The organism is Streptomyces sp. NPDC025618 (genome assembly GCF_055558795.1).
This window is the reverse complement of the sequence record NZ_JBVHLW010000005.1, coordinates 16,496-31,205: the sequence shown is the minus strand read 5'-3', so window position 1 is coordinate 31,205 and position 14,710 is coordinate 16,496. Positions and strand designations below refer to the sequence as shown.

The window sequence follows — 14,710 nt, the reverse complement described above, 5'->3', positions numbered from 1 at the left end:
ACCGGAAAGCCGGCGGACTGCCCGCCGGGACAGCGGAGACCGGTCGCGTCGCCGCGGAGGCCAGGAGTTAATGTCGGCCCTCGTGACTGACACCTCCTCCTACGTGACCGACACCTCCTCCTGTCTGAGCGCGACAGCGGATGCCTATGACGCCGTCGCCGTCCGCTATGCCGACTTCGCCCGCGGTGCGCTCGACCGGCTCCCGATGGACCGTTCCGTGCTCGCCGCGTTCGCGGAATGCGTACGGGCCGCGGGCGGCGGGATGGTCGGTGAGCTCGGCTGCGGACCCGGGCACATGACGGCGCACCTGCGGGAGCTGGGGCTGGACGCCTATGGTGTCGACCTGTCGCCGGTGATGATCGACCTCGCCCGCCAGGCATTCCCCGGCCTGCGCTTCGAGGTCGGCTCGATGGACGCCCTGGCGGAGGACGACGCCGCGCTGGACGGCGTCATGTCCTGGTATTCGGTCATCCACACCCCGCCGCGCGAAATCCCCGCGTACATAGCCGAGTTCCACCGGGTGCTGGCCCCGGGCGGCCACCTCCTGCTCGCCTTCTTCGAATCCGAGGGCGACCCGGTGACGCCGTTCGACCACAAGGTGACCACGGCCTACCGGTGGCCGATCGACGACCTCGCCGGCCTGGCCCGCGAGGCCGGTTTCGCGGAGGTCGGCCGCATGCTGCGCGAGCCGCAGGAGGACGAGCGGTTCCGGCGCGGGCATCTGCTGATGCGCAAGCGGTAAGGAGCGCGGCTCCGCGCGGACGCGAGGGCGCCCCGCCGTCGGCGGGGCGCCCTTCCCGGTGTCAGTGGCCCCGGGCGATCCAGTCGGCGAGCGCCGGCGCCTCGGCACCGACCGTGGTCGTGTCGCCGTGGCCCGTACGCACCACCGTCTCCGGCGGGAGGGACAGCAGCCGGTCCCGGATGGAGCCGATGATCGTGGGGAAGTCCGAGAAGGACCGCCCCGTCGCGCCGGGACCGCCCTGGAAGAGGGTGTCACCGGTGAACACGGTCCCCAGCGCCGGCGCGTACAGGCAGACGGCACCCGGGCTGTGCCCCGGGGTGTGCAGCACCGTCAGCTCCACGCCGGCGACAGACAGGACCTGGCCGTCCGCCAGTTCCCGGTCGGGCGCGACGCCCGGGTGGGTCATGTCCCACAGCTCACGGTCGGCCGGGTGCAGCAGGACCGGCGCGCCCGTACGGTCCGCGAGGGCGGGAGCCGCGTCGACGTGGTCGTTGTGGGCGTGCGTGGAGACGATGGCGACCAGCCGGCGGCCGCCCACCGCCTTCGCGATCGCGTCGGCGTCGTGGGACGCGTCGACGACGAGGACCTCCTCGTCGTCACCGACGAGCCAGACGTTGTTGTCGACGTCCCAGGTCCCGCCGTCGAGGGCGAAGGTCCCGGAGGTGACCAGGTGCTCGACGCGCGCCGCCATCACAGCATCACCACCGAGCGCAGCACATCGCCCTTCTCCATGCGGTGGAAGGCGTCCTCCACCTCGTCCAGCGCGATGGTCTCGCTGACGAACGCGTCGAGGTCGAGGCGCCCCTGGAGGTAGAGGTCGATGAGCATGGGGAAGTCGCGGGAGGGCAGGCAGTCGCCGTACCACGAGGACTTCAGCGAGCCGCCGCGCCCGAAGACGTCCAGCAGCGGCAGCTCCAGCTTCATCTCCGGCGTCGGCACGCCCACCAGGACCACGGTCCCGGCCAGGTCCCGCGCGTAGAACGCCTGCTCGTACGTCTCCGGGCGGCCCACCGCGTCGATGACGACGTCCGCGCCGAAGCCGCCCGTCAGTGAGCGGATCGCCTCGACGCCGTCGACGGAGCGGGAGTTGACGGTGTGCGTGGCGCCCAGCGACTTCGCCGTCTCCAGCTTGGCGTCGGCGATGTCCACCGCGATGATCTTCGAGGCGCCGGCCAGCCGGGCCCCCGCGATCGCCGCGCCGCCGACGCCGCCGCAGCCGATGACCGCCACGGTGTCCCCGCGCCCCACCGCTCCGGTGTTGATCGCCGCGCCCAGGCCGGCCATCACGCCGCAGCCGAGCAGGCCCGCGGCGGCCGGGGAGGCGGCGGGGTCGACCTTGGTGCACTGCCCGGCGGCCACCAGGGTCTTCTCCGCGAAGGCGCCGATACCCAGGGCGGGGGAGAGCTCCGTGCCGTCGGTGAGCGTCATCCTCTGCTTGGCGTTGTGCGTGTCGAAGCAGTACCACGGGCGCCCGCGCAGACAGGCCCGGCACTGCCCGCAGACCGCGCGCCAGTTGAGGATCACGAAGTCGCCCGGGGCCACCTCGGTCACCCCGGCGCCGACAGACTCGACCACACCGGCGGCCTCATGGCCGAGCAGGAAGGGGAATTCGTCGTTGATCCCGCCCTCCCGGTAGTGCAGATCGGTGTGGCACACCCCGCATGCCTGGATCTTCACCACGGCCTCGCCCGGACCGGGGTCGGGCACCACGATCGTCTCGACCCGGACCGGTTCGCCCTTGCCTCGGGCGATGACACCGCGTACTTCTTGCGCCATGGGGTGCAGCCTGCCTTTCTCGGTGAGTCAGCTGTCCCCACTCTGCGCCGGAAGTGACGAAGTGTCCAACATCCCGTTCCGATCACATTCAGCAGCCATCCTGCTCAATCGCCGTCGCGGTGCGCGATGGTCGCCAGCAGGGCCCGCGCGGCCGCCGTCGGCTGGCCCGCGGCGGGCACGGCGACCCCCACCTTCCACCGCACCGGCCCCTCCAACGGCACCGCGCTCAGCCCCCGCGCCTGCTCCTTGAGCGTCACGGGCCGGGGCACCACCGCGGCCCCCAGGCCCCGTGACACCAGGTCGAGCAGCGTATAGACGTCATTGACCTGGAGCGCCACCTTCCGCGTCACCCCCGCCTCGGCGAACGCGAGATCCGCCGCCCGCCGCGCGCCCCAGTCGGGGTGCAGGTCCACGAACACCTCCCCGGCCAGCCGCGCCGCGGGCACCGGCCCGCCGACGCCCGCCAGCGGATGGTCCGCACGGCACAGCAGCATCAGCGGCTCCTCGGCGATCCGGCGGAGCCGCACGCCGTCGTGGGCATCGTCGTGCACGACGAAGGCCAGGTCGAGCTCGCCCCGGCGCACCTGCTCCAGCAGCCGCCCGGAACCCGCCTGTTCCATGTGCACCTCCACCTGCGGATGGAGCGCGTGGAAGGAGGCCAGCAGCGCGCCGGCGTCGACCGTGCCCATGCACTGCTCCGTACCGACCGAGAGCGTCCCGCCCATCAGCCCCTGCACGGCCGCGACCGCCTCCCGGGCCGCCGCCGCGCACGCCAGCGTCCGCCGCGCCTCGACGAGCAGCGCCCGCCCGGCGTCCGTCAGCCCGACCCGCCGGGTGGTGCGGATGAACAGCTCCGCGCCCAGCTCCCGTTCCAGCGCCCGCACGGAGGCCGACACCCCGGACTGGGCGACGCGCAGCCGCTCGGCAGCGTGCGTGAAGTGCTGCTCCTCGGCGACGGCCACGAAGTGTTCGAGGTGTCTGAGCTCCATGATTGAGCATGGTAGGTGCTGGATGCGCGTGCCCTGCTCCGAGTACGGGAGCGGGGAGCCGGTGGGACACCGCGGGACGGCAGGGAAACCGCCTCCACACCCCCTCCACACCGGCATCACCAACACTTCCCGGCCAACTCGCAACATCGCCGCAACACTGTCACGTGGCTCACACCTGCTCCGTAGGTCACATTCCGGTTGGCGGGAGTGGCCGGTCCTGTTCGGGCGGTGCAGCCAAGGCGTGGCTGCTCTGTCTAATCTCCGGCGCCATGCGCAGAACAACTTTGGGACGGCTCAGCCTGTCCGCAGCCCTCGCGTCCGTCGTCGCCCTGCTCGGCATGGCCGAGCCCGCCACCGCCGCGACCCCGCCCATGACCATCACCGTGGACAAGCAGTCCGCGACCCCCGGCTCCACGGTGAACATCACCCTGGCGTTCACCAACGACCAGGCCACGAACGCGCAGTTCGTGTACCAGTCGATACAGCCGACGTACAACACCCAGCAGGACCCGGGCCTGAAGTACGCGTTCACCACCTGCACCGGTGACACGGCCAACTGCACGGTGCCGACCCACCAGAGCGGCGCGGTCAGCTACAACGCCCCCGTGCTGCCGAACGCCACCCGGACCGTCACGATGAGCTACCAGATCGCCGCCGACGCGGCGTGCGGGCCCTCGCGGCGGATCGAGTTCTACACCTACCTCTACTACGAGTACCAGGGCGGCCAGGCCAAGAAGGACGGGATGTACCCCGTGGGCGGCACGGACATCGTGTGCAAGACCCCCACGGCCCGCGCCGGCCACTGAGCCACCGGCCCCGGCAGTGAACAGGCGCCGGACCGCGCCGCTTTGCTGAGCGCGCCGGCGGTCGCGTACCACCCAGCACAGCGACAGCCGAAGGTTCGGCCCGGCCGGGAACACCCCGGCCGGGCCTGGCCGCGCGCGACGGGACCGCTACGCCTCGTCGTCCGCCGCCTCGTCGCGGGCCATCAGCCCCGCCGTCCACAGCGGCATCAGCCACAGCGCCACCAGCACGACCAGGAGCACCGGCAGCAGCGCCGAGGTGACCGTGCCCCGCACCATGCCGACCGCCCCGAGCCCGACGACCACGGCGAACAGCCCGCCCACCGACACGCGGTGGGCGCGGGCCTGCACCCGGTGCCGGTCCGCGAGCTGACGCTCGTCCAGGACCCGGGCGCGCAGCTCCAGCAGCCCCCGTGTGCACCCGTTGATCGCGCCGGTCGCGACGCACCACAGGGGCAGCAGCACGACCACGCCGCCCAGCATCAGCCACGGCAGCCGTGCGGCCATGCCGCCGAGCATCACGGCCAGCATCGCCGCGGTCAGGGCGATGTGCGCGGCCACCAGGACGCGGCGCCGCGCGGCGGTGGCGTAGAGCGGCCGCCCCGCCGGATTGTTCATGATGTGGACCATGCGCCTGTCGTAGCGTGTGATCCGGTCGAGCCGTTGCGCCGTCATGACGTCCTCCCGTAGACCTCGTCGGTGAGCGGCCGGAACGGTTCCAGTGAGAACAGCGCCTCCACCGGCAGCCTGAAGAAGCCGGCGATCCTCAGCGCCAGATCGAGGCTCGGGTTGTACTCGCCGCGCTCGATGTAGCCGATGGTCTGGTAGTGGACCCCGACCGCCTCCGCGAGGCCCTGCCGGGACACCTTGCGCTCCGCGCGCACCATCGCCAGCCTGTTGTGCACCTGCTCGCTCATGTATAAGAAGTACTACATCGCATCCAAGATCCGCAACGCGCGGACCGGTGAGGCGGGGATCCCGTCAGGCCGCCGGGCGCTCGTGCCACCGCGCCCGCGCCGCGTCGGAACACGGGCCGCGGACCGGGAAGGAGCTCCCCAGGATGACCATGGGGCGATTGTAGGTCTGATGTCCCTTTTTGGCCGGTTCGGATTCCCTCCGCAGGGTGAACGCCGAGTGCCGTAGAGCATCTCTTGCCGGTCGGCAGGGGAAGGTTCCGGAGTTGGGACCGGTACGTCGAAGTCGTGCCGGTGGCAAGCAGGTAAGGAAAGTGACCCATGGCAACAGGCGTCGTGAAGTGGTTCAACCCGGAGAAGGGCTTCGGCTTCATCCAGCAGGACGACGGGGGTGCGGACGTCTTCGTCCACTTCTCGGCCATCCAGCAGACCACTGGCTACAAGGAGCTCTTCGAGGGCGACGCGGTGGAGTACGACGTCGTCAAGGGGCCCAAGGGGCCCCAGGCGGAGAACGTCGTACGCCAGCAGCAATAGGCGGCGCGTAGCGAAGACGTGCTTCCCCGGCGGCGCTGTGACGGCGTCGCCGGAGGACGGCGGAAGGGCCGGCCGGGCACGCGTCATCCCGGCGTAGTCGAATCCAGCGCCTTCCGTATCCTGCCGACCGCCTCCGTGAGCACCTCCGGCGGCGTCGCGAAGTTCAGCCGCACATGCCCGGCCCCGCCCGTGCCGAAGCCGGTGCCGGCGGTGAGCGCCACCCGGCCGTGTTCCAGGAACACCGAGGCCGCTGTGTCCCCGAGGCCCAGCGGCCGGCAGTCCAGCCACGCGAGGTACGTCGCCTCCGGCGGCGCGTACCCCACCTCCGGCAGCTGCCGCGCCAGCAGGCCGGCCAGCAGCCGCCGGTTCTCGTCCAGCCCCGCCAGCAGGGCGTCCAGCCAGTCGCCACCGTGCCGCAGGGCCGCCGTGTGCGCGATGACACCGAGGTGGCTCGGGCCGTGGCTCACCTCACCGGGCAGCCGCGCGAGGTCGGCGGCCGCCCCCGGGCCCGCCACGGCCAGCGCCGCCTTGAGCCCGGCCAGATGCCACGCCTTGGAGGCCGACATCATGGAGAAGGCGCTCTCCGCGCCCGGCACCGACAGATACGGCACGAACCGCGCGCCCGCCAGCACGAGCGGCGCGTGGATCTCGTCGACGACGACCCGCACGCCATGACCGGCCGTCAGCTCCGCCACCGCCGCGAGCTCCCGCGCGGTGTGCACCGTCCCGGTCGGGTTGTGCGGGCTGCACAGCAGATACGCGGCCCGCCGCCCGCCGGTCACGGCCTCCCGGCACGCCGATTCCAGAGCCGCCGGGTCGATGCGGCCCGCCTCGTCCAGCGGCGCCTCCACGATCCGCCGGTCCAGGTGCTCCACGAAGGCGTAGAACGGCGGATAGACGGGGGAGTTGACCACGACGGCGTCCCCGGGCGAGGTGATCAGCTTGAGGATCTCCACGACGCCCAGCATCACGTCCGGCATGATCGCCGTCCGCTCCTCCACCACGCCCTCCCAGCCCCAGCGCTCGCGGGCGAAGGCGTCCAGCGCCCGCGCGTACTCCGTACCGCCCGCGTAGCCGGTGTCGCCCCGCTCCATCGCCCGTGTCACGGCGCGCACCACCGGCTCGGCGACCGGGGTGTCCATCTCGGCGACCCACAAGGGCAGGACGTCCGGCGGATAGGCGGTCCACTTCGTGCTCGTGCGCAGCCGCAGCTCGGCCAGGGAGAGCCGGCGCAGCGGATTCGTCTCATCGGCAGCCATGGGAACCATTGTCCGTACGCGCGTCAACTGCCTCCCGGGAGCCGGGCGGTCAGCCCAGCCGGTCGCCCTCGGCACGCGTCGCCGTCCAGCCGCGGTGCGCCGGGCGCCGCCCCGCGGGCTGGCCGGGATCGGGCCTGTCGGGCGCCGCGGGCACCTTTCTGACCACCGGGTGCTTGCGCGTCACCGTCAGCCGCTCCGCGTAGTGGTCGATCTCCAGCTCGTCGCCCTCCGCCAGCGAATAGGTGACCGTCCCGGCGGTGATCTCGACCCGCAGCCGGCAGCACAGCACGTGCACCGAGAAGGCCAGCCGCCCCAGCTGTTCCGGCAGCTTCGGCGCGAAGGAGACGGTGTCGCCGCAGTGCCGCATCCCGCCGAACCCCGCGACCAACGCGATCCAGGTGCCCGCCAGCGACGCGATGTGCACCCCGTCCCGGGTGTTGCTCTCCAGGTCGGAGAGGTCCATCATCGCGGCCTCGCCGAGATAGTCGTACGCCAGCCGCAGATGGCCCACCTCGGCGGCCATCACCGCCTGGATACACGAGGACAGCGAGGAGTCGCGCACGGTCAGCGGGTCGTAGTACGCGAAGTTGCGCGCCTTCTGCTCGTCCGTGAAGGCGTCGCCGCGCAGATACATGGCCAGCACCAGATCCGCCTGCTTGACCACCTGCTTGCGGTAGATGTCGAAGTACGGGAAGTGCAGCATCAGCGGATACTGGTCCGGCCGCGTCCCCGCGAAGTCCCACTGCTGGTGGGAGGTGAAATCGGCGGACTGCTCGTGGACGCCGAGCGCCTCGTTGTACGGCAGCGTCATCCGCGCCGCGGCGTCCCGCCAGGCAGCCGTCTCCTCGTCGTCCACCCCCAGGGCCGCCGCGAGGTCCGGGTGCCGCTCCGCCGCGTCCGCCGCGGCCCGGAGGTTCTGCTGTGCCATCAGGTTGGTGTAGACGTTGTCGTCGGCGATCGCGCTGTACTCGTCCGGGCCCGTCACCCCGTCGATGTGGAACTGCCCCTGGTGGTCGTGGTGGCCCAGCGAGCGCCACAGCCGGGCCGTGTGCACCAGCAGCTCCAGCCCCACCTCCCGCTCGAAGGTCTCGTCACCCGTCGCCGCGAGATAGCGCACCACCGCGTCCGCGATGTCCGCGTTCACATGGAACGCGGCCGTGCCCGCCGGCCAGTACGCCGAGCACTCGTCGCCGTTGATGCTCCGCCACGGGAAGGCCGCCCCCTGAAGGCCCAGCGTCCGCGCGCGGTTGAGCGCCGCCGGCAGGGTGGCGTGCCGCCACCGCAGCGGCTGGGCCGCCGCGCGCGGCACCGTGCCGGTCAGCACCGGCAGCACGAAGGTCTCGGTGTCCCAGAAGCTGTGCCCGTCGTACCCCGGCCCCGTCAGACCCTTCGCCGCGATCGCCCGGCTCTCCGCCCGCGCCCCCGCCTGCAGGACGTGGAACAGCGCGAACCGCACCGCCTGCTGGATCTCCGCGTCGCCGTCCACCTCGACGTCGGCCCGCTCCCAGAAGTCGTCCAGATACGCCCGCTGTTCGTCGCACAGCCCCTGCCAGCCCGTGCTGGTCGCACCCGCCAGCGCCGCCTCCACCTGGTCGTGCATCGCGGGCAGCGACCGCACGCCGGACCAGCCGTACGCCACCGTCTTCTCCAGCCGCAGCCGCTCGCCGGGCCGCAGCGTCGAGGCCACCGTGAACCGGGCCAGGTTCTCGCTGCTCTGCGCATACGTCCGGGTGTCGTCCGGCCCGTCCACCGCGTGGGCCGCCGCGGTCGCCACCCGCAGCCCGCTGCGCACGGTCCGGTGCACCAGCCGCAGCGCGCCGCCGTCCGCGCCGTGGTCCTCGGGGACCAGCGGTGACTCCAGCACCGCCGCGACCCGGGGGTCGCCGACGGCCTCGGGCAGCTGTTCGTTGGCGACCAGCTCCGACTGGAGCACGATCCGCGTCTCCTCGTCGACCGCCTCGACCTCGTAGCAGATCGCCGCGACGGCCCGCTGGGTGAAGGAGACCAGCCGCGTCGAGCGCACCCGCACGGTCCGTCCGGAAGGGGACGTCCACTCGGTCGTACGGCGCAGGACGCCCGCGCGGAGGTCGAGCAGCCGCTCGTGGTGGACCAGCCGGCCGTAGCGCAGGTCGAAGGGTTCGTCGTCGACGAGGAGGCGGATCACCTTGCCGTTGGTGACGTCGATGACGGTCTGGCCGGACTCCGGATAGCCGTAGCCCGCCTCGGCGTAGGGCAGCGGCCGCAGCTCGTGCACGCCGTTGAGATAGGAGCCGGGCAGGCCGTGCGGCTCGCCCTCGTCCAGATTGCCGCGCCAGCCGATGTGCCCGTTGGCGAGCGCGAAGACCGATTCGCTCTGCGGCAGCACCTCCAGATTGAGCTCGGTCTCCCGCAGGCACCAGGGTTCGACCAGATACGCCGGATGGGTGATCACGGGGAGCCTCCCAGCAGCCGGTCCAGATCCGGCACGACCACGTCCGCGCCGTGCTCGCGCAGCGCCTCGGCCTGGCCGACCCGGTCGACGCCGACGACGAAACCGAAGTTCCCCGCGCGCCCCGCGTCCATGCCGGCCAGGGCGTCCTCGAAGACCGCGCACTGCCCGGGCTCCAGGCCCAGCTCGCGGCCCGCGGCGAGGAAGGTGTCCGGGTGGGGCTTGCCCGGCAGCTGGCGCTCGGCGGCCACCAGGCCGTCGACGCGGACCTCGAAGAGGTCGTCGATGCCCGCCGCGATCAGCACGTCGTGGCAGTTGGCGCTGGAGGACACCACCGCGCGGCGCAGCCCGGCCGCGCGGACGGCGTGCACATAGCGGACGGAGCCCTCGTACGCCTCGACGCCCAGCTCCTTGATCTTCTGGAGCACGAGCACGTTCTTGCGCGCCCCGAGGCCCTGCACGGTGTCCCGCTCCGGCGGGTCGTCCGGGCTGCCCTCGGGCAGCTCGATGCCCCGCGAGGCGAGGAAGGTCCGCACCCCGTCGGCCCGTGGCATCCCGTCCACGTAGGTGTCGTAGTCCTCGACCGCGTCGAACGGCCGGAAGCCGGCCCCTTCGCGCGCCCGCAGGAACGCGTCGAAGGTCTCTTTCCAGGCGGCCGCGTGCACGGTCGCCGTACGGGTGAGCACGCCGTCCAGATCGAAGAGGCAGGCGCGGATACCGGAGGGAAGTCCGAGGCTCGTCACCCTGGCCATGATGCCCCGTCCTCGGCGCGTACGCAGGACCGCCCCCGCACGACCGTGCAGGGCCGTATGGAGTACACGGATCCGCACCGTAAAGTGATCAAATGACCCGAGCCGTTGATGCCGTCGAGGCCGCCGCGGTCGCCCTGGGCCAGGGTGACTGGAATCCGCTTGGTGAGGAACAGGCCATGGGCGGCATGTTCCTCACGCACCGTGACGCCTTGGAGCCGCGCCGGCTCCCGGACATGCCCGCGAGCCGTGACCCGCAGGGCTGGGTGTCCCAGCACGTGCTGTGGCTGGAGGACGTCGCCGCGCTCGCCGCCGCCGTGCGCGACCAGTGGTACGCGCACCTGCCCACGAGCCATATGACCGCGCTGATCTCCGCCTACGCGGACCAGGCCGCCGTCGTGGTGCCGCTCGCGGACCGGCTGCGGGCCGCGTGGGAGGCGGAGCGGCCGGAATCCCTCTCCCAGGAGCAGGTCACCTGGTGGGAGCAGTGGCACATCCCGGCGGCGGAGCGGCAGCAGCTCGACGCGGTGACGCACCGTCTGATCGTCATCGGCTCGGTCGTGGTGGCGGCCGTCACCGGCGCGTGGAGCGCGGGCCGGTCCTGACGGCGGTGCGTGCCCCCGGCACTGGCGGTGGTCAGCGATTTCGGGAATGCCGGGTGCATGAGAATATGGCGAAAGCAGGTGTTTTGCGGCACGTGTGACGCGAAGGGACGGCCCGATGGCACGCACCGACATCCTCGCCGAGCTCGAGAGCGACCACCGGGTGATCGAGGCGCTGTTCAACTCGATCCACCGGACCCGCCTCGAGGACGTCCGCCGTGAGGACCTCCTGGAGGAGGTGGCCACCGCGCTCGCACGGCACTCGGCGGCCGAGGAGGAGTACCTCTATCCGGCGGTGCGCGCTCAGCTCGCCGAGGGCGACACCTTCGTGGAGAAGGAGCACGGCGACCAGGAGCGCCTGACCGCCATGCTCCGGGGCCTGGAGTCCAGCTCGGTCTACGAGCCGGGCTTCGACGCGCGGGTCCGCGCGCTGGAACGCGAGGTCGGCCAGCACGTCCGGCACGAGGAGCGCGACGTCTTCCCCATGCTGCGGCACGTCTGCCCCCTCGAACTGCTCCGCCGCCTCGGCGAGGAGGTCAGGGAGGGCAGACACCGCTCGGTGCACGGCCTGGGCGGCACGGGCTGAGGCGCGCCGCCGCCGTCAGGTGAGGGTGAAGTCGTCGGCGTGGACGGCTTCTTGGCCGTACCAGCCGTGGACGTACACCGTCACCTTCCCCGACGCGTCGGTCGTGAACGGCACCGACAGCTTCGTCCACGACCCGGCCGAGGACCACTGGCTCGCCGTGGCCCCGCCGCTGACGCCGATGTACGCGTACGGGCCCTGCACCCAACCGGTCAGCGTGTGCGCGGCGTTGGGGGTGAGCGTCACCGTCTGCTCGCACTGGCCGGTGCGGTCCGCGGCCGGTGCCACTTGGAGGGCGTGCCCGCCCCCGTGGACCGGCGAGCCCACCACCGCGCTCCCCGCCTGGCACGACCACGGGCTGGCGGCGCCCGTCTCGAAGTCACCGTTGACCAGCGCGCCCGTGCCGCCTGAGCCGGTGACGGTCAGGGTGTACGCGGCGGTGTGCGCGCCCGACGGCGCGGAGCCCCGGACGGTGATCGGGTAGGTGCCCGGCGCGGCCGCGGCGGTCGTGCTCACCGTCAACTGCGCGGAGCCGCCCGCCGTCACGGAGGAGGGGCTGAGCGCCACGCTCACGCCGGAGGGCGCGCCGTCGGCCGACAGGGCCACGGTCTGCGCGGAACCGGCGACCACGTGGGTGTTCACGGTCGCGCTCGCCGAGCCGCCAGGCGGGACGGCCGCGGAGCCAGGCGAGAGGGAGAGCGAGAAGTCGGGTGAGGTGGGGGAGCCGCCCCCGGTGAAGGGGGCGAAGGTGTGGCTGAAGTACCACGTGTCCTGCGCGATGCCGGAGCAGGTGTCGGAGCCCTTCGTCCCGGGGCAGCCGCCGTTGTCGCGCTGGAGCGCCCAGAAGGACAGGGTGTTGAGGCCCTTGGAGACGGCCCAGTCGTAGACCTTGCCGGCGTCCTGGGTGCCGAAGGTCTCCGCCGGACCGTAGTCGTCGATGCCGGGCATCTCGGTGATCCCGGTCATGGCCCAGAGCTCGGCGGAGGACTTCGCGGGATACAGCCCGGCGAGTTGCCCGTGCAGCCCCTCGGCGGCGCTCATGGTGTCCGCGGCCATGTCGTGGGTCGCGCCGTCGTAGTAGTCGAACGTCATGATGTTGACGACGTCGACACGGGCACCGTTGGCCACGGCGCTGCGCAGGACGGCGAGCCCGCTGTCGGCCAGGCCGTGGGTCGTCGTCGGCAGGGTGTAGGAGAACTGCACCGTGCGGCCGGCGCTCGCCGCCCAGTCCTGCACCAGCTTGATCGCCTGGTTGCGGCGGTCGATGCCCGCGGTGTTCGTCAGGGAGTTGTCCTCGATGTCGAGGTCCAGGCGGGAGACCCCGTAGGTGGTGATGACGTTCTCGTACGCGGCGGCGATCTTCGCCACGTCCGTGCAGCTGTCGGCTGTCTCGGTGCCGGTGTTGTCGGCGGCGTAGCCGCCGAAGGACGGTATGACGTCGCCGCCGTTGTTCCGGATGGTGGTGATGTCGGAGCCGAAGACCGACTGCGACACGGGCTTGCCGGTGTCGCCGTTCCAGTAGGGCGTGCAGGAGCCCTTCGCCTCGGTCTGGAGGAAGGCCATGGTCAGGTGCTTCGCGCCCGACTGGGCCGACAGCGCCGCGGGGCTCTGTGATCCGTAGGTCTCGAAGTAGGGCGCGAAGACATGGGCGGGAAGGGCCGCGGCCGGGGTCGCGGCGGCGTGTGCCGTGCCGCCGCCCAGTGCGAGGCCGGCGGCGGCGGTCACGGTGGCGAACGCGGTCAGAAGGGTGTGAAGAGGGCCGAGTCGTCTCAACTGATGCTCCCGGTGGGCCGGTCGTGCGTGACAGGTGGGGGACCGGTTGCGCGGTGAACATCGTTGGACTGGACCAGGGTTGCGTCAAGGGTTCGGACGGGAACCGCGTCGCCCGTAGGGGCGACGGCTGCCGGTCAGCGCACGGGCACGGAGATGACGGGTGAGCTCCGCAGCTCCTCCGGGTGGGGGTCGTCCCGCTCGCCCAGGCCGTACAGCACGCCGCGCAGCTGGAGGACGCCGCCGTGCGCCGCCCGGACCTCCGCCTCCACCCTGGCCCCGGCGCCCGAGGTCATCACCCTGCCGCACTCCACGGTGTGCCAGGCGCCGTGGTCACCGCCGCGCTCCTGGACGCACGCGCGCAGGAAGCGGGCCGCGTCGTCGTCCCCCTTCCCGCTGACGTGCACCGGCCGCCCGGCGTGTACGGGGTGTGTGGGTACGGTGATGTCCATGACGCCCTTGGCGAAGGCGGGGCCCGCGGTGAGAACGAGCACGGCGGCCCCGAGGAATCCGGCCGCGGCGGCATACGGAATGCGTTTCCTGTCGAGTGTCATGGCCCACCTCTCCGGGGAATTCGCTCTTCCACGCCGGTACCCGCTTTCCGGGCACCACCGTGAACTCGGCCGGTAAGACGGCCCGTTGCGGTAAGGCGTTGTGGCTTTTCCGTCACCGTCGGGTAACGGCCGCGGACCGGGCGCCGTTCAGACGCTACGGGCCCCGAGGGGCCGCTGCCCGGAGCGGTGGCGTGTGGCAGACTACAGTTTCGTAGTTGCGCAATAAGTGAAATGACCGACCGCGCGGCCGCTCACGCCGTGCCGCCGGCGGAACGACCGAGTGTGTGGAGGTAATTCATGGGTGTGACCCTGGCCAAGGGTGGCAACGTCTCCTTGAGCAAGGAGGCCCCGGGGCTCACGGCCGTCGCGGTCGGCCTGGGCTGGCAGGCGCGCACCACCACCGGCGCCGACTACGACCTCGACGCCAGCGCGCTGTTGTGCGGCGAGTCCGGCAAGGTCATTTCCGACCGGCATTTCGTTTTCTTCAACAACCTCGCCAGCCCCGACGGTTCCGTCCAGCACACCGGTGACGAATTGACCGGCGGCACGGGCAGCAGTGACGACGAGACCATTCATGTGGACCTCTCGCGCGTCCCCGCCGAGGTCGTCAAAATCGTCTTCCCGGTCTCCATCTACGAGGCCGACGTCCGAGGGCAGGCATTCGGCCAGGTGCGGGGTGCCTATATCCGGGTGGTCAACCGCGCGGACGACCGCGAGCTGGCCCGTTACGACCTGACCGAGGACGCCTCGACCGAGACCGCGATGATTTTCGGCGAGCTCTACCGTCACGCCGCCGAGTGGAAGTTCCGCGCCGTCGGGCAGGGTTACGCCTCCGGTCTGCGGGGCATCGCGACCGACTTCGGTGTCAACGTCGGCTGACGCACGGACCGGCCGGCGTCCGTACGGGCACGCGCCCGTACGGCGTCGCGCCGCTGTCGTATTTCCGGTACACCCATCCTGTTGTCGGGTCCCCTGACCACGCTCGGGTGACCTCTGACCAATACTTG

The 14,710-nt window shown here is 71.8% G+C and carries 16 protein-coding genes; 6 read left to right on the top strand and 10 right to left on the bottom strand.

Annotated features, from left to right (window positions below; genetic code table 11):
- Nucleotides 1-103 precede the first annotated feature (103 nt).
- Entirely contained in the window at nucleotides 104-742 is a 639-nt protein-coding gene (locus ACZ4A5_RS07150) for a class I SAM-dependent methyltransferase (RefSeq protein ID WP_467579724.1), read from the top strand.
- 61 nt (nucleotides 743-803) lie between these two features.
- Here ACZ4A5_RS07150 and ACZ4A5_RS07145 read toward each other — a convergent pair whose 3' ends face one another.
- The 3 genes from ACZ4A5_RS07145 to ACZ4A5_RS07135 form a co-directional block, all read right to left on the bottom strand.
- The gene (locus tag ACZ4A5_RS07145; RefSeq protein WP_467579226.1) at nucleotides 804-1,433 is read right to left on the bottom strand and encodes an MBL fold metallo-hydrolase; all 630 of its coding nucleotides are present in this window, start codon (nucleotides 1,431-1,433) and stop codon (nucleotides 804-806) included.
- Complete coding sequence (locus ACZ4A5_RS07140) at nucleotides 1,433-2,518, bottom strand: S-(hydroxymethyl)mycothiol dehydrogenase (protein WP_366005765.1); 1,086 nt, start codon at nucleotides 2,516-2,518, stop codon at nucleotides 1,433-1,435. The genes ACZ4A5_RS07145 and ACZ4A5_RS07140 overlap by 1 nt, the downstream gene beginning before the upstream one ends.
- A gap of 104 nt (nucleotides 2,519-2,622) precedes the next feature.
- The gene (locus tag ACZ4A5_RS07135; RefSeq protein ID WP_467579224.1) at nucleotides 2,623-3,507 is read right to left on the bottom strand and encodes a LysR family transcriptional regulator; all 885 of its coding nucleotides are present in this window, start codon (nucleotides 3,505-3,507) and stop codon (nucleotides 2,623-2,625) included.
- Between the two features lie 269 nt (nucleotides 3,508-3,776).
- On the opposite strand from ACZ4A5_RS07135, the gene ACZ4A5_RS07130 reads away from it, so the two are divergent.
- Nucleotides 3,777-4,313: a hypothetical protein gene (locus ACZ4A5_RS07130; RefSeq protein ID WP_467579221.1), complete on the top strand. Its 537-nt coding sequence runs from the start codon at nucleotides 3,777-3,779 to the stop codon at nucleotides 4,311-4,313.
- A 147-nt stretch (nucleotides 4,314-4,460) separates the two neighbouring features.
- On the opposite strand, the gene ACZ4A5_RS07125 is transcribed toward ACZ4A5_RS07130, so the two are convergent.
- Nucleotides 4,461-4,985 carry a hypothetical protein gene (locus ACZ4A5_RS07125; RefSeq protein WP_467579218.1) on the bottom strand — a complete coding sequence of 175 codons (525 nt, stop codon included), beginning with the start codon at nucleotides 4,983-4,985 and terminating at the stop codon, nucleotides 4,461-4,463.
- Nucleotides 4,982-5,227 (bottom strand): helix-turn-helix transcriptional regulator, encoded by a 246-nt coding sequence (locus tag ACZ4A5_RS07120; protein WP_467579215.1) that lies wholly within the window; start codon nucleotides 5,225-5,227, stop codon nucleotides 4,982-4,984. The genes ACZ4A5_RS07125 and ACZ4A5_RS07120 overlap by 4 nt, the downstream gene beginning before the upstream one ends.
- A 318-nt stretch (nucleotides 5,228-5,545) precedes the next feature.
- Here ACZ4A5_RS07120 and ACZ4A5_RS07115 point away from each other — a divergent pair, with 318 nt between their 5' ends.
- Nucleotides 5,546-5,758 carry a cold-shock protein gene (locus ACZ4A5_RS07115; protein WP_398872153.1) on the top strand — a complete coding sequence of 71 codons (213 nt, stop codon included), beginning with the start codon at nucleotides 5,546-5,548 and terminating at the stop codon, nucleotides 5,756-5,758.
- 83 nt (nucleotides 5,759-5,841) lie between these two features.
- On the opposite strand, the gene ACZ4A5_RS07110 is transcribed toward ACZ4A5_RS07115, so the two are convergent.
- The 3 genes from ACZ4A5_RS07110 to ACZ4A5_RS07100 are packed head-to-tail and all read right to left on the bottom strand — an operon-like array spanning nucleotide 5,842 to nucleotide 10,188.
- Entirely contained in the window at nucleotides 5,842-7,017 is a 1,176-nt protein-coding gene (locus ACZ4A5_RS07110) for a MalY/PatB family protein (RefSeq protein ID WP_467579211.1), read from the bottom strand.
- 49 nt (nucleotides 7,018-7,066) lie between these two features.
- Nucleotides 7,067-9,448 (bottom strand): glycoside hydrolase family 65 protein, encoded by a 2,382-nt coding sequence (locus ACZ4A5_RS07105; protein WP_467579208.1) that lies wholly within the window; start codon nucleotides 9,446-9,448, stop codon nucleotides 7,067-7,069.
- Entirely contained in the window at nucleotides 9,445-10,188 is a 744-nt protein-coding gene (locus ACZ4A5_RS07100) for an HAD family hydrolase (RefSeq protein WP_467579721.1), read from the bottom strand. Before ACZ4A5_RS07100 ends, ACZ4A5_RS07105 begins: the two co-directional genes overlap by 4 nt.
- Nucleotides 10,189-10,289: 101 nt before the next feature.
- On the opposite strand from ACZ4A5_RS07100, the gene ACZ4A5_RS07095 reads away from it, so the two are divergent.
- Together ACZ4A5_RS07095 and ACZ4A5_RS07090 are read left to right on the top strand one after the other, a co-directional pair.
- Nucleotides 10,290-10,799, top strand: coding sequence for a hypothetical protein (locus tag ACZ4A5_RS07095; protein WP_467579205.1), 510 nt, complete (start codon nucleotides 10,290-10,292; stop codon nucleotides 10,797-10,799).
- A 115-nt stretch (nucleotides 10,800-10,914) separates the two neighbouring features.
- On the top strand, nucleotides 10,915-11,382 hold the full coding sequence (locus ACZ4A5_RS07090; protein ID WP_467579202.1) for a hemerythrin domain-containing protein: 468 nt from the start codon (nucleotides 10,915-10,917) through the stop codon (nucleotides 11,380-11,382).
- Nucleotides 11,383-11,397: 15 nt separating this feature from the next.
- Here ACZ4A5_RS07090 and ACZ4A5_RS07085 read toward each other — a convergent pair whose 3' ends face one another.
- Nucleotides 11,398-13,152: a glycosyl hydrolase family 18 protein gene (locus ACZ4A5_RS07085; RefSeq protein ID WP_467579199.1), complete on the bottom strand. Its 1,755-nt coding sequence runs from the start codon at nucleotides 13,150-13,152 to the stop codon at nucleotides 11,398-11,400.
- Between the two features lie 134 nt (nucleotides 13,153-13,286).
- Nucleotides 13,287-13,703, bottom strand: coding sequence for a hypothetical protein (locus ACZ4A5_RS07080; RefSeq protein WP_467579196.1), 417 nt, complete (start codon nucleotides 13,701-13,703; stop codon nucleotides 13,287-13,289).
- 297 nt (nucleotides 13,704-14,000) lie between these two features.
- Here ACZ4A5_RS07080 and ACZ4A5_RS07075 point away from each other — a divergent pair, with 297 nt between their 5' ends.
- A complete protein-coding gene (locus ACZ4A5_RS07075; protein WP_467579193.1) occupies nucleotides 14,001-14,582 on the top strand; it encodes a TerD family protein in 582 nt (193 codons plus the stop codon).
- Nucleotides 14,583-14,710 lie beyond the last annotated feature (128 nt).

What these genes read in the sequence shown, in the direction of transcription:
- ACZ4A5_RS07145 (WP_467579226.1), bottom strand. Translation starts at nt 1,433, where the DNA reads ATGGCGGCGCGCGTCGAGCACCTGGTCACCTCCGGGACCTTCGCCCTC.
- ACZ4A5_RS07140 (WP_366005765.1), bottom strand. Translation starts at nt 2,518, where the DNA reads ATGGCGCAAGAAGTACGCGGTGTCATCGCCCGAGGCAAGGGCGAACCG.
- ACZ4A5_RS07135 (WP_467579224.1), bottom strand. Translation starts at nt 3,507, where the DNA reads ATGGAGCTCAGACACCTCGAACACTTCGTGGCCGTCGCCGAGGAGCAG.
- ACZ4A5_RS07130 (WP_467579221.1), top strand. Translation starts at nt 3,777, where the DNA reads ATGCGCAGAACAACTTTGGGACGGCTCAGCCTGTCCGCAGCCCTCGCG.
- ACZ4A5_RS07125 (WP_467579218.1), bottom strand. Translation starts at nt 4,985, where the DNA reads ATGACGGCGCAACGGCTCGACCGGATCACACGCTACGACAGGCGCATG.
- ACZ4A5_RS07120 (WP_467579215.1), bottom strand. Translation starts at nt 5,227, where the DNA reads ATGAGCGAGCAGGTGCACAACAGGCTGGCGATGGTGCGCGCGGAGCGC.
- ACZ4A5_RS07115 (WP_398872153.1), top strand. Translation starts at nt 5,546, where the DNA reads ATGGCAACAGGCGTCGTGAAGTGGTTCAACCCGGAGAAGGGCTTCGGC.
- ACZ4A5_RS07110 (WP_467579211.1), bottom strand. Translation starts at nt 7,017, where the DNA reads ATGGCTGCCGATGAGACGAATCCGCTGCGCCGGCTCTCCCTGGCCGAG.
- ACZ4A5_RS07095 (WP_467579205.1), top strand. Translation starts at nt 10,290, where the DNA reads ATGACCCGAGCCGTTGATGCCGTCGAGGCCGCCGCGGTCGCCCTGGGC.
- ACZ4A5_RS07090 (WP_467579202.1), top strand. Translation starts at nt 10,915, where the DNA reads ATGGCACGCACCGACATCCTCGCCGAGCTCGAGAGCGACCACCGGGTG.
- ACZ4A5_RS07080 (WP_467579196.1), bottom strand. Translation starts at nt 13,703, where the DNA reads ATGACACTCGACAGGAAACGCATTCCGTATGCCGCCGCGGCCGGATTC.
- ACZ4A5_RS07075 (WP_467579193.1), top strand. Translation starts at nt 14,001, where the DNA reads ATGGGTGTGACCCTGGCCAAGGGTGGCAACGTCTCCTTGAGCAAGGAG.